This is a genomic window from Pseudomonas sp. 05N36, assembly GCF_056397385.1.
In genome coordinates, this window is record NZ_JBFTNH010000002.1 from 243,462 (window position 1) to 254,647 (window position 11,186).

General features: G+C 52.7%; 16 protein-coding genes. 8 read left to right on the forward strand and 8 right to left on the reverse strand.

Features of this window, described 5'->3' with window-relative positions; all coding sequences use genetic code 11:
* Positions 1 to 95: 95 nt before the first annotated feature.
* Positions 96 to 932 carry a CvfB family protein gene (locus AC1DIH_RS04210; protein ID WP_019692453.1) on the reverse strand — a complete coding sequence of 279 codons (837 nt, stop codon included), beginning with the start codon at positions 930 to 932 and terminating at the stop codon, positions 96 to 98.
* 352 nt (positions 933 to 1,284) lie between these two features.
* Between AC1DIH_RS04210 and AC1DIH_RS04215 the strand changes: the two genes are divergently transcribed.
* A complete protein-coding gene (locus tag AC1DIH_RS04215; protein ID WP_017337097.1) occupies positions 1,285 to 1,473 on the forward strand; it encodes a hypothetical protein in 189 nt (62 codons plus the stop codon).
* Positions 1,474 to 1,649: 176 nt separating this feature from the next.
* Positions 1,650 to 2,519 carry a DUF6279 family lipoprotein gene (locus tag AC1DIH_RS04220; RefSeq protein ID WP_477770704.1) on the forward strand — a complete coding sequence of 290 codons (870 nt, stop codon included), beginning with the start codon at positions 1,650 to 1,652 and terminating at the stop codon, positions 2,517 to 2,519.
* Here the strand turns inward: AC1DIH_RS04220 and AC1DIH_RS04225 are convergent.
* The gene (locus AC1DIH_RS04225; protein WP_477770705.1) at positions 2,516 to 2,908 is read right to left on the reverse strand and encodes a transcriptional regulator; all 393 of its coding nucleotides are present in this window, start codon (positions 2,906 to 2,908) and stop codon (positions 2,516 to 2,518) included. The two genes, AC1DIH_RS04220 and AC1DIH_RS04225, sit on opposite strands and share 4 nt — an antisense overlap.
* A 192-nt stretch (positions 2,909 to 3,100) precedes the next feature.
* Here AC1DIH_RS04225 and AC1DIH_RS04230 point away from each other — a divergent pair, with 192 nt between their 5' ends.
* The 5 genes from AC1DIH_RS04230 to AC1DIH_RS04250 all read left to right on the forward strand — a co-directional run bounded on the left by AC1DIH_RS04230 (position 3,101) and on the right by AC1DIH_RS04250 (position 6,537).
* Positions 3,101 to 3,838, forward strand: a complete 738-nt coding sequence (locus AC1DIH_RS04230) for a DUF899 domain-containing protein (protein ID WP_477770706.1) — start codon at positions 3,101 to 3,103, stop codon at positions 3,836 to 3,838.
* 266 nt (positions 3,839 to 4,104) lie between these two features.
* Positions 4,105 to 4,704, forward strand: coding sequence for a papain-like cysteine protease family protein (locus AC1DIH_RS04235; protein ID WP_477770707.1), 600 nt, complete (start codon positions 4,105 to 4,107; stop codon positions 4,702 to 4,704).
* An 8-nt stretch (positions 4,705 to 4,712) separates the two neighbouring features.
* Positions 4,713 to 5,321: a hypothetical protein gene (locus AC1DIH_RS04240; RefSeq protein WP_477770708.1), complete on the forward strand. Its 609-nt coding sequence runs from the start codon at positions 4,713 to 4,715 to the stop codon at positions 5,319 to 5,321.
* A gap of 668 nt (positions 5,322 to 5,989) precedes the next feature.
* Positions 5,990 to 6,274, forward strand: a complete 285-nt coding sequence (locus AC1DIH_RS04245; RefSeq protein WP_477770709.1) for a DUF3077 domain-containing protein — start codon at positions 5,990 to 5,992, stop codon at positions 6,272 to 6,274.
* Positions 6,271 to 6,537 carry a short-chain dehydrogenase gene (locus tag AC1DIH_RS04250; RefSeq protein WP_477770710.1) on the forward strand — a complete coding sequence of 89 codons (267 nt, stop codon included), beginning with the start codon at positions 6,271 to 6,273 and terminating at the stop codon, positions 6,535 to 6,537. Before AC1DIH_RS04245 ends, AC1DIH_RS04250 begins: the two co-directional genes overlap by 4 nt.
* 158 nt (positions 6,538 to 6,695) lie before the next feature.
* Here the strand turns inward: AC1DIH_RS04250 and AC1DIH_RS04255 are convergent, their stop codons facing one another.
* Complete coding sequence (locus AC1DIH_RS04255; protein ID WP_477770711.1) at positions 6,696 to 7,319, reverse strand: glutathione S-transferase family protein; 624 nt, start codon at positions 7,317 to 7,319, stop codon at positions 6,696 to 6,698.
* 269 nt (positions 7,320 to 7,588) lie between these two features.
* Here AC1DIH_RS04255 and AC1DIH_RS04260 point away from each other — a divergent pair, with 269 nt between their 5' ends.
* Complete coding sequence (locus AC1DIH_RS04260; RefSeq protein WP_477770712.1) at positions 7,589 to 8,290, forward strand: helix-turn-helix transcriptional regulator; 702 nt, start codon at positions 7,589 to 7,591, stop codon at positions 8,288 to 8,290.
* Positions 8,291 to 8,582: 292 nt separating this feature from the next.
* Here the strand turns inward: AC1DIH_RS04260 and AC1DIH_RS04265 are convergent, their stop codons facing one another.
* From AC1DIH_RS04265 to AC1DIH_RS04285, 5 genes are all read right to left on the reverse strand, one after another.
* Positions 8,583 to 8,981, reverse strand: coding sequence for a hypothetical protein (locus AC1DIH_RS04265; protein WP_477770713.1), 399 nt, complete (start codon positions 8,979 to 8,981; stop codon positions 8,583 to 8,585).
* 262 nt (positions 8,982 to 9,243) lie between these two features.
* The gene (locus AC1DIH_RS04270) at positions 9,244 to 9,675 is read right to left on the reverse strand and encodes a hypothetical protein (protein WP_477770714.1); all 432 of its coding nucleotides are present in this window, start codon (positions 9,673 to 9,675) and stop codon (positions 9,244 to 9,246) included.
* 228 nt (positions 9,676 to 9,903) lie between these two features.
* Positions 9,904 to 10,485: a hypothetical protein gene (locus AC1DIH_RS04275; RefSeq protein ID WP_477770715.1), complete on the reverse strand. Its 582-nt coding sequence runs from the start codon at positions 10,483 to 10,485 to the stop codon at positions 9,904 to 9,906.
* A gap of 158 nt (positions 10,486 to 10,643) precedes the next feature.
* Entirely contained in the window at positions 10,644 to 11,036 is a 393-nt protein-coding gene (locus AC1DIH_RS04280) for an Imm50 family immunity protein (protein ID WP_477770716.1), read from the reverse strand.
* A gap of 7 nt (positions 11,037 to 11,043) precedes the next feature.
* Positions 11,044 to 11,175: an HNH/endonuclease VII fold putative polymorphic toxin gene (locus AC1DIH_RS04285; RefSeq protein WP_477770717.1), complete on the reverse strand. Its 132-nt coding sequence runs from the start codon at positions 11,173 to 11,175 to the stop codon at positions 11,044 to 11,046.
* Between the last annotated feature and the right edge of the window lie 11 nt (positions 11,176 to 11,186).

Genomic DNA, 11,186 nt, shown 5'->3' on the forward strand with positions numbered 1-11,186 from the left:
CGAAACCTCGCGAACGGTTAACGACATGGCAGTTACTCACTAAAAACAAAATGCCCCGGTACGTGGCCGGGGCAGTCGGGTCACGTCAACTCGGCTCAACTCAGTTCTATGCGATCCGCATGAATGACGATCTGGCCGTTCTTGTAGAGCGCGCCGATGGCCTTCTTGAAGTTGCCTTTGCTGACGCCGAACAGGCTGCTGATCAGCGCCGGGTCGCTCTTGTCGCTGACCGGCAAGGTGCCGTTGTTGTCGCGCAGCTTGGCGAGAATCTTCGAGTTCAGGCTGGTGGCGGCTTCTTCGCCCACGGGCTGCAGGCTCAGGCTGATCTTGCCGTCGGCGCGGATTTCCTTGATGAACCCCTTCTCTTCCTTGCCGGCACGCATGAACTTGAAGATTTCGTTCTTGTGGATCAAACCCCAATGCTTGTTGTTGATGATCGCCTTGAAACCCATGTCGGTCGCTTCGGCTACCAACAGGTCAACTTCCTGGCCAGGTTTGTAGTTGGCCGGGGTTTTGTCCAGGTAGCGATCCAGACGCGCGGTCGCGGTAATACGGCGGGTGTGCTTGTCGAGGTAGACATGCACCACGCAGTATTCGCCCGCGGTCATCTGACGCTTTTCTTCGGAATACGGCAACAGCAGGTCCTTGGGCAGACCCCAGTCGAGAAACACACCGATGCTGTTGACTTCAACGACTTTAAGACTGGCGAAATCACCGACCTGAACTTTCGGTTTTTCGGTAGTTGCGATGAGTTTGTCATCGCTGTCCAGATAAACAAAAACGTTCAGCCAGTCTTCATCTTCGCTGGGAATATCTTTGGGGATATAACGATTCGGCAGAAGGATTTCGCCATCCGCGCCACCGTCCAGATATAAACCGAAGTTAGTGTGTTTAACCACTTGCAAGCTGTTGTAGCGCCCGACTAAAGCCATTTCCAATACCCTCATTGCTTGGGCGCCATTCTACCCGGTTTTGCTGGCGCTGTTGGGTGACTGGCCGGCTTGCGAAGAAAAATCAGCTGCAAGGCTCATTTTTCCTGGGTTTTGCACCAGAGCAGAGCCCGCTCGTCAGACCGTCCGGAGACCTTTTGGCCGATATCGGTAAGCCGTACACGGTACTTTTCAGGCCTGTGTTCTTATTCAAAACAGCAGCTTAGGCGATTATTGCGAACAGTAACTTATGAATAATCAACACCTGCCTTCGGTTATTTCAGGCAGATATTTACCAAGCAATTGTCAAGTATTTCCTGTACGATGCCTGGCCAAGTTAATTTTCTACAGGTTAATGGCCGCCATGCGTGTAAAAGCATCCAACAGCAAAGCAAAGCCAGCTCCAGCCGTTGAAACCAGCGAATCGATCAACAACCAGATTGCTGCTTTCCTCAAATCCGGCGGCGAGATCCAGCAAATTGCCAAAGGCGTCAGCGGCCAGACATTCGGCCCGTCCAAACAGATCACCCTGGGCAAAAAGTAATACCCCCCTCGCGTCACCCTGGTCCCTAAGCGCTTTGAGCTTCGAAGCGCTAGGACTGGAACCCTCCTCCCCTGCTACACCCTTCAAGACCAAACGTGCGTTCGATTTGATCAGCTGAACAGCCGGGTCCATCCTGCATTCAGATACCAGAACTACGCCCTTGCAAGGATTGGCTCATGTCGCGCTGGTTGAAACACCTCGCCCTGTTCCTGACCCTGTGCCTCTCGCTACCGGCCTGCAACCGGGTGAGCCTGGCCTATCGCAATCTCGACATCATCATTCCCTGGACGCTCAACGACTACCTGGACATGAACAGCGAGCAGAAAGGCTGGCTCAGCGAACGTCTCAAGGAACACCTCAGCTGGCATTGCTCCACGCAATTACCCGGCTACGTCGACTGGCTCGACCGCTTGCAGCAGATGGTCGAAACCAATCAGGTCACAGACGCCGCACTGCAAGCCCGCATCCAGGAAGCCAAGCAAGCCATTGCCCAGACCGCCCGGGAAATCACCCCGTCGGCGGTCGAGTTGTTGCAAGGCTTGAATGACCAGCAGGTCAACGAGATGAAACAGGCCTTCGCCAAAGACCAGCGCGTGCATCAGGAGAAATACCTCAAAGCGCCGCTGGCACAACAGATCAAACATCGCATCGAACGGATGGATAAACGCCTGGGCGACTGGCTTGGCCCGCTCAACACTATTCAAGCGCAGCGCGTTGTTGCCTGGGCCAACGCATTGGGCGAGCAAAATCAGCAATGGATCGCCAACCGCGCTCATTGGCAGGCACTGTTCAGCGCAGCAGTGGAACAACGCCACAACAGCGACTTTGCGCAACGCATCGAAACCCTGCTGGTCGATCGCGAGACTCTATGGACGCCGGCCTATCGCCAGGCTTACACCCACACCGAAGCCGAGGCGCGCAGCCTGATTGTCGACCTGATGGCCGACAGTACCGCCGCTCAACGCCAGCACTTACTGAAAAAAATCGACAAGATGCGCAGCGATTTCAGCGCGTTGAAGTGCTTGAAGGTAGCCGAAACCTCTTAAGCGATCTGCGCTTTAGACGCCACCTCATCAAAGGTCGCCGGGTCCAATGCATCCACCTGCTCGTCGAGCACCTGCCGTGAATGATCATTGCCCGCACTGCTGCTGTCGATCATGTACAGCAGGCTCGAACCGCGCGGTATCAGAATGAAGTTCTCGCCGTTACCACCTTCGTCCTCGGGACGAGTCTCGATATAGCCACGATCCAGCAGGAGCTTTTCATACATGGTGGCGGTCACTTTCAGCTCATCCAGATTACCGATGGGCTCACCCTCTGCCGCCTTCTCTGCCGCATGCTGCTCGGCATAGACGCGCGGAGCAAAGCTGTGGTCGGCGCTGTTCTGCACTTCGTGCAGCATTCGTTCAAGCAAATCCCAGTTATAAGCCGTCATCCGATATCAACCTCCAGCCAGACAGTGAGAGGCCTCTCATAGGTTGTGACCGGCACCATCGGTAGCCGTTCAGCCAGGTTGTCATGCGGGTGGATAACGGCGACAACCGATCAGCGGCTTGTCGATTACAGCGTCGGCCAAACGACTAGGCTGTGTAAGCCACAACACGCCAACCTCGCAGGAGGGAACGTCATGAACAGCGTGCAACAGCACAAGGTCGTGTCCCGAGAAGAATGGCTCGCGGCCCGTAAACAGCATCTGATCCACGAAAAAGCCTTTACCCGGGAACGCGACAAACTCAGCGCCGAACGTCGCGCACTGCCCTGGGTAAAAGTCGACAAGAACTACGTGTTCGAAGGCCCCGACGGGCGGCAAAACCTCGCCGATCTTTTCGGTGGCAACAGCCAGTTGATCATCTATCACTTCATGTTTGCCAAGGGCTGGAAAGAAGGCTGTCATGGCTGCTCGTTTCTGTCCGACCACTTCGACGGCGCCAACCTGCACCTGGCCCACCACGACGTTTCACTGGTGGTGGTTTCCCACGCACCATTGGCAGAATTCCAGGCGTTCCRCAAACGCATGGGCTGGAAGTTCAAATGGGTCTCATCGGCCGGCAGCGACTTCAACGCCGACTACAAGGTGACCATCAGCGATCAGGAACTCGCGGACGGCACCGCGACCTACAACTACGAAAAAAGCACCAGCACTGAAGGCGAACTGCCGGGGCTGAGTGTGTTTTATCGCAATGACGCCGGGGAAATCTTCCACACCTATTCCACCTACGCGCGCGGCCTGGACTTGCTGGTCGGTGCCTATAACTTCCTCGACCTGACGCCCAAGGGCCGCAACGAAGAGCACGGCATGAAATGGGTGCGCCATCACGATCGTTACGAGACCGCACCAGGCGCCAAAGACTGTGGCTGCGAGTAATGCTGCCGGCCCCTCGCCCCGGTTGGGGCGAGGGAGTGCAAGCGCCCTCTCAACTCGAAGACGTCCGCCACATAAAATGCATTAACGCATTATAAATTTGCGCTAACGCATATTGCATCCTAAGGTTACAGCGAGACCCGATCGGAGCCGGCCATCGAAGATGGCAAATAGCGCAAGCCGATACCTCACTGACGACAAAGCCGTTTTATTTCAAAAAGGTACACATACCCAAGCTGGACGCTACGTTCATTCATGGAGGATGAATCATGTTACTGACTGAAGAAACACAGCTTAAAAGTTCGGCCACCGGCGAAGCACTTCCCAAATGCCTGTCCCAACACCTTATTAACCCTGAACTGGCCGATATCGAAACATCGGTAGAGTCAGCAGCGTTGGCCGCTGCCAGTCTCAGCTTCAGCATGCAGCGGCAAACCCAGACCAACTGGTGCTGGGCAGCGGTTTCGGCGTCTATTGGCAACTATTACGGCACCGGGTCCTGGTCCCAATGCGTCGTCGCCAACTACGAACTCGACAGGAACTCCTGCTGTAACCAACCAGGCCCCTGCAACGTTTATGGCTATCTGGATTCGGCCCTCAGGACCACAAGAAGCTTTGCCAGCATGAGCCAGGGCTCGATTCAAATGAGCGCCATCGAAAACCAGATCAACATGGGAAGACCCATCGGCATACGCGTTGCCTGGTATGGCGGTGGCGCTCACTTCCTGACGTTTTATGGGACCAATGGCAACTATGTACTGGTCGCAGATTCCATCTATGGCTATTCCACGCGCGCATTAAATACCTTCCCCGGCTCATACAACGGCGGCGGCAACTGGACCAACACTTACTTCACCCGGAAAAATTAGGAGGCAGCATGAAACTTTCTTACCCAATGGCGCCTTCCAACGGCGTACAAACACTGCGCCCTGCTCTTCAAGCAGCCTTGCGGACACAAGGCTTTGGCATCAACCGCCAGTTTGCAAATGCCGTCCCGAGCAAAATCAGCCTCTCCGAGCCTTACCGCGGTTATTCACTGAGCCTGGAAGACCTGACTCAGGGCAAAGGCTTGAAAGCGGCCACCCAAGGTAACTGGCACTACCTGGTGTTTTCCGATGGAACGACCATTGCCGATGCCGAACTGGCCGAAGTACACGGCCATGTCGAGTTCTCATCGCTGAACCATGGCGCGATGGCCCCCGCCACCGTCAGCGCGCTGAACCTGGCAGAAAACTCGGCGAGCCTGCAGGGGAAATCCTATGAGCTCAGGGTGTTGTTTGTCTCGGCACTGCACTTTGTGGCGATCTGGCTGCATGCAAACGACGCCGGTAATGAGGACATCATTATTCCGATAGAACCGACACCCAAGAGTCTGGCCAGTACGCAGTTGTATAACGAGGTGAAATTGCTTGCCCTGCTGACGCCTGCCGCCAACCAGACCAAAAAACTGTTTGATGCAGACACTACGGGATTGTTGGGGAGTTAAATCAGCTGTTGGTGAGCTGAAATGTAAAAAAGCCCGGACAGTGTTCACAATGCTGTTCACTTAAGGAAGTTTGGAGGCCTGAGAAGTATCTGTGGCGAGGGAGCTTGCTCCCGCTGGACTGCGTAGCAGGCCCAATTCAGGGCCGCTTCGCGCCCCAGCGGGAGCAAGCTCCCTCGCCACAACTGCGGATRTGCCTGAAACATCGGCTTAAGTGAACAGCATTGCGGACACGTGTCCGGGCTTTTTGGTGAGTGTCTGGTCCTGAAACAGGTGTAATCCTTGTTCAGGACGGGACCGGCGAATGGGTGTCCCCTTTCCGCATCGGTATCCGCGCACACGGCAGCTGTCAGCTTCGGAACAAACCTACAAACAAACCACCTGTGTCAGACCTTAGGCCGATTGACTGACCTCGCCCCACTCCCTATCCTCGCGCCTGTCACGACTCATTCGTGATCGGGTTTGACGGCTCGGCAATTCCAAGATGCGCATGGTTCCTCTACTTTGCTCGTGCACTTGTGTGCCCGCTGCACAGCTTAATGGTAACTGTGTGCGGGGCACTTTCGAGTGCGCCGGGTATCTTGGACCGGTCCGTCAACCTGCGCACAGTTGCCACCCATTCGTTGACGGCGACTCAGTGGCAGCTCTCTGACTTCCAAGGAGCTACACCCATGACCGATCCAACCACAAAATCCATCCCCTTCGCCCGCTGCGACCACGTCGACCATTACCTGTTCGCCGTCCAACCCGACATCCCGTTACTCGACGCACTCGAACACGCCTCGATCTACCTGAGCTGCGCCGAAGCCCTCGCCCATCAAGCCCCCACCGCCACCACCCCGGAACACATCGTCTCGTTACGCTGGGCCAGCCAGCAGATGCTCGGCACCGCCCGCTCATTGCTCCAGGCCTCGATCGACGGACTGCACGCCGCCCAACCGGGAGATGACGCATGAACCCGCACATGCCGATGACCAACAACGATTGCGATATCCCGGTGCTGCTGATCGCCACCCAAGCGCCGCTGGATGTGCTGCACAGCAACGCCGCTGCACGGTTTCTGGCGGTCACGCAGATGATGGAAAGCCTGGCCAGCCTCGACATTGCCCATGCCAAAGGCGCAGACGTGCAGCAAATCGCCCACGCAGCGGCCATGCTGCTGCGGGACGGTTGTGATGTGATGGATGTATTGGGGCGCCAGATTCGGGCGCAGCCCTGAGGTAACGCATAGGCTGTTCCCGCACGTTGCGGGGAAGATAGAATCAATGAGCCTTTATTGAGTGTGTCAATAAAGGCTCAATAGGACTACATCCTGACGCATGTCGGACGTAATGCCTGACGCCTAGTTAGGCATTGCTCCAACCGGACGCCTTTAGCTTACAGAGCACCTGTTTGCGTCTTCTTCCAAGAGTCAAGCGCCTGGATTTGCATGAACCACCGCTGGAGGTTGGGCAGATCAGTGACGGGGAATTTGGCACTGTGCTGGTCAGCTAGTGGCGCGGCTATAGCAAAATCGGCGAGTGAAAGACCGGTGTCGCAAATCCATTCTCGATGACTAAGGTGCGCGTCAAGAATTGTCGCAGCCTCAGTCAAAAGCCGCTCTCCACGAGCGACCTCAATGGGGTCGGGCGAACCCATTCCAGCCAAAGACTTGATCGAGTTCTCCCAGTTTAGAATGCCGACGCCCGGCATGAAATACTGCCCACACCAAAAAAGCCAGCGGTTAACGTCAGCACGGCCACGGGGTTCGATGGGATAAATAGTTTGGCCAGGGGTCATATCCGCCAAGTACTGCATGATGGCGTAAGATTCCCAAAGAACAAATCCATCATGTTCGAGAACCGGAACCCGATGATTCGGGTTAAGTTTCAGAAACTCAGGAGAGTTCTGCTCCCCCTTAAACAGATTCACCAGCACGAGATCGACTTTGATTTCGAGGTAATGTGCGGCCATCAGCACTCGGCGGCTGCAAGTTGATGCGGGATGGTAGTGAAGACGCATGGTGTTAACTCCTTGTTTAGTGATCAACGCTGCCATTGTCTTCCTGCACACTGACAGAAAATGTCAGTAGTGATGCGTGCGTGGCGCCTGCTCTCATCAGCCCACCAGGAGAGCGCTTCCTATCAGGTCGTTTCCGTTGAACATCGCTGTCAGCATGGTCCAAATGGCCTTCAGTAGCCTTCCCCAGAGGTTGATGGCAATCAGTTCTTTGACTTGCTGCCAAATGATGGCAGCATCTCGTTGAGATCACACCACCCACAAAGCCACTCATGTCTCGCACCGAAAGATTATTCGATCTGATTCAGACCCTGAGAAGCCATCGTTTTCCAGTTACTGGCAATCATTTGGCCAAAGAACTGGGGATAAGCGTTCGTACGCTTTACAGAGATATCGCAACGCTTCAGGGACAAGGTGCCAACATTGAAGGAGAGCCAGGACTTGGTTACGTTTTACGCCCCGGCTTCATGCTCCCGCCACTGATGTTTACCGAGGAGGAAATAGAGGCCCTTGTCTTGGGTTCTCGCTGGGTGTCCGAGCGTGCCGACCTTCAACTGAGTAGAGCCGCAAAAGGAGCATTGTCAAAAATAGCTTCTGTTTTACCCCAGGACCTGCGAACCGCACTTGATACCAATTCATTGGTGGTTGGTAAAGGGGATCAAACAGAATTAGAGGCCATCGATCTGTCGCAGATTCGAAGGGCCATTCGAGTCGAGCATAAGATACTAATCAAGTATCTAGATCTGAAGGGAGCTAGTTCAGAGAGAACGATTTGGCCCGTTGCGCTGGGCTATTTTGATCGCGCTCGGATGCTTGCCGGGTGGTGCGAACTACGGCAAGAGTTCCGTCACTTTAGGACTGATCGCATATCTGCTTTGAAAGTAAAGCCCGAGCGCTACCCCCGTCGGAGGCAAGTCTTACTTAAAGAATGGCGCGAGGTGGACATTCTTCAGCGACATCAGCGACCGCCGTAGCATTTGTCTTAGCGACGCAAAAAAGTGGACCCAAAAAGGGGACACCCATTAGCCTTGACTTGAGACCGGCTAATGGGGGTCCCCTTTTCGTTACTTATCGTTGGAATACTGGCGCAGCGGACGCGGCTCAAGCTCTCGAAAAGCCTTGGAGAGACTTGAGCACGCGTTGCGAAACGAGGTACATCTACAGGCGCAGGCTTTGGAGTAGATTTGTGGGGATCCCTCAGGGTCTGTCCCCTATTCTGCTTTGGAATGGGTGGCTCAATTCTCCCCAATCCTCCTTTTGCACCAACTACCCTTCAGGAGATATCTGCCTCACCCAATCTTCTCTAAGCCCAACCAAAATATTCATAACATTAGAGTAAGTCAAGAATGGTAAAAATATCGCAAATTGAGACAAGCCACATATCACATCTAAGGGAACGTAAAAATCAACATCCCCCGAGCGACTCGCATTCGAAAACAGTTCTACATTCAGGTGACTTTTAATACTAGAAATATCAGAAAACAACACCTTATTCGTAACTTCACTCCTTCCAAAGGAAAAACCGTCAACATATACATCTAACCTTCCACCCTCTATACCAGTAGAAAATAAAACTTCACCCTCTTCAGCTTCATCATGAAAGCGCCCTCGACCTGAGGCTTCAACATCTTTCATCCTTTTTTCAAGTGTTCGACGAATCTTCATTGTCCAACCCCTTTTCGGTGGTGGCGACTGCAATAAAAAAGGGGACGGATTTATTTACGACGACTGTCCCGTCCTCGGTAGGAGCAACCTCCTTCCATGGAGCTTTCAGCCTAGCAAATCAGCAGAAAATAAATCCGTCCCCTTTTCGTTTGGAGGTACGGAGGAATGGGCACCCGAAGAAGGTTAAGTAAGTGCCATTCAAATCTACCCCCTTTTCCTAAAAATCAAAGGAGATCTTTCACTTCTATATTCGTAGAGAAACTTAAAGGCAATACATGAACAACATCCTTAATACTCCCTGGCAAATCACAAACCCCTCTATTTTTTTAGGCCTAACTATTAAACTGTAACCACCACTATCATTAACATCATAACTAAACAAACCTCTTCTAGCCATATCAACAAATGACCGCAAGTAGCGCTCACGCTGAACATCATCACTAAACCCAGGGAGATTCTCCTCAACAACCTCAACAACCTCAACAACCTCAACAACCTCAACAACCTCAACACCAACACTATCTTCTATGGAAAAAAAGTAATCATAAATATTTTCATATACGGCGATTGATTTTCTTACTGCCACCGGGACAAAACCTCGACCGCCTGTCGCAAAATGCGCGAGCAGGCCATCTTGACAAGAAGCAAACCAATCCAAATCATTGATTTCTAAAAACTCCTCATCCATTTCCATCACTCAGCTCCAAATATGTTAGTGCAATTCTCACAGCGAGGAACTACTTCTCCCGTCCTCGGACGAATCGCCGGAGTATATTTAATATAAAGGCAAAAAGGGGACGGATTTATTTACTATGAAAAAAGGGGACAGATTTATTTTCGACAACCAAAATCGTTTATCAATAAATAAATCTGTCCCCTTTTCGTGCAAGACCGGCTAATGGGTTTCCCCTTTTCGCAGCAACTAGCGCGAAGGAATATCCCTGATGTCGGACACGATAAATGTCGGCAAGGTACGGATATAGAAAGGCTCCACGTCAGAATTATCTTTGTGAGTCAGCGCCGCCACCATGGTCTTCATATTGCGAAGCTGACCAAATGCACCGGCAGGCTGCAGCCCCTCACGCTCATTGGAAAAATGCAGAACTTCGGCACCGGCCTTTTTGACCTTGACCTGATAACTGAAATCAACACTGGCAAGGATCGTATTGTCGTCGACAATAACCGACACCAATCCCCCATTGGAGTTGCCGATCCGACGCTTGTAGACGGTGTTCACATCCAGCAGGTAATCGGCACTTTCCTTGCTCGTTGCATAGCGATTAGCGCTCGACAATTGATTGATCAGCTCAACACGGAGCTGCTCACGCAACGTGTCTTGTGGCATAAACCGCTCATTCTTGCCGACCAGTTCAACATCGAAGTTATCGATCCAATAGGTAGCGGTCGCCGGGATCTGAACTGGTGTGGGGGAGATGTAGTAATCCGGTTTTGAGGCACAGCCGGACAAAAATGAGATTGCCAAGAGTAGAGCCAACACACGCATGTGAGTTCGTCCTTGAGAAGGGGTTATGTTATTTTTTAAGAGCGGTATCTTACGAATTTTGAAGTGACGCTCAAGTTAATTAAGGGAAAATCGGGAGGTTATTTTTACTGCTTTGGCTAAAAAAATAAGCCCTCCCCCATTCCTCTGCTTCTTATTTTTTATGTAGCACGATAGGCACTCACGCCATCAAAAACCAAAAAATCAGCAACAATCTTTATTTTAACAAACTCACTTTCAACACACAGCTCAACGGATTTCCCGCGAGAGCCAATAACAATATTGCACTTGCACTCCGAGCACCACCCTTCAACAAAAAACTCACGAATCCCTACAGCCACTAACTTTAGCTGCACGCAGCTATATCCAGCCTGCACCCACTTCTTCGGAGGGTTGATTGGAAACTCTGACAAATCAAACCGCAGCACCACTCTTGGACCGTCCCGATGCATTATTACTTCATGCAGATCGACCTGATTCAAAGTCGGTAACTCATCACCAAAAATCGCCCGCAGGCCGTCGGCGTCAGTCAGGAAATCAGTCCAATTAGTCATGTCAGTCCTATTCAAAATAATAGTGCTCTTCAGTACCAGGCACCGTGCCATTACGGGTATTTTCGGGTGGTCGTACGTTGATGTGAGGCCCTTGGTCTCCAACGCCACCCTGGCCAAACTCGGACCAAAAAGGGGACACCCATTAGCCGG

Bases quoted from the DNA above. Each gene is read 5' to 3' on its own strand.
- AC1DIH_RS04210 (WP_019692453.1), bottom strand. From the start codon at position 932: ATGGCTTTAGTCGGGCGCTACAACAGCTTGCAAGTGGTTAAACACACT.
- AC1DIH_RS04215 (WP_017337097.1), top strand. From the start codon at position 1,285: ATGGCCGCCATGCGTGTAAAAGCATCCAACAGCAAAGCAAAGCCAGCT.
- AC1DIH_RS04220 (WP_477770704.1), top strand. From the start codon at position 1,650: ATGTCGCGCTGGTTGAAACACCTCGCCCTGTTCCTGACCCTGTGCCTC.
- AC1DIH_RS04225 (WP_477770705.1), bottom strand. From the start codon at position 2,908: ATGACGGCTTATAACTGGGATTTGCTTGAACGAATGCTGCACGAAGTG.
- AC1DIH_RS04235 (WP_477770707.1), top strand. From the start codon at position 4,105: ATGTTACTGACTGAAGAAACACAGCTTAAAAGTTCGGCCACCGGCGAA.
- AC1DIH_RS04240 (WP_477770708.1), top strand. From the start codon at position 4,713: ATGAAACTTTCTTACCCAATGGCGCCTTCCAACGGCGTACAAACACTG.
- AC1DIH_RS04245 (WP_477770709.1), top strand. From the start codon at position 5,990: ATGACCGATCCAACCACAAAATCCATCCCCTTCGCCCGCTGCGACCAC.
- AC1DIH_RS04250 (WP_477770710.1), top strand. From the start codon at position 6,271: ATGAACCCGCACATGCCGATGACCAACAACGATTGCGATATCCCGGTG.
- AC1DIH_RS04255 (WP_477770711.1), bottom strand. From the start codon at position 7,319: ATGCGTCTTCACTACCATCCCGCATCAACTTGCAGCCGCCGAGTGCTG.
- AC1DIH_RS04260 (WP_477770712.1), top strand. From the start codon at position 7,589: ATGTCTCGCACCGAAAGATTATTCGATCTGATTCAGACCCTGAGAAGC.
- AC1DIH_RS04265 (WP_477770713.1), bottom strand. From the start codon at position 8,981: ATGAAGATTCGTCGAACACTTGAAAAAAGGATGAAAGATGTTGAAGCC.
- AC1DIH_RS04270 (WP_477770714.1), bottom strand. From the start codon at position 9,675: ATGGAAATGGATGAGGAGTTTTTAGAAATCAATGATTTGGATTGGTTT.
- AC1DIH_RS04275 (WP_477770715.1), bottom strand. From the start codon at position 10,485: ATGCGTGTGTTGGCTCTACTCTTGGCAATCTCATTTTTGTCCGGCTGT.
- AC1DIH_RS04280 (WP_477770716.1), bottom strand. From the start codon at position 11,036: ATGACTAATTGGACTGATTTCCTGACTGACGCCGACGGCCTGCGGGCG.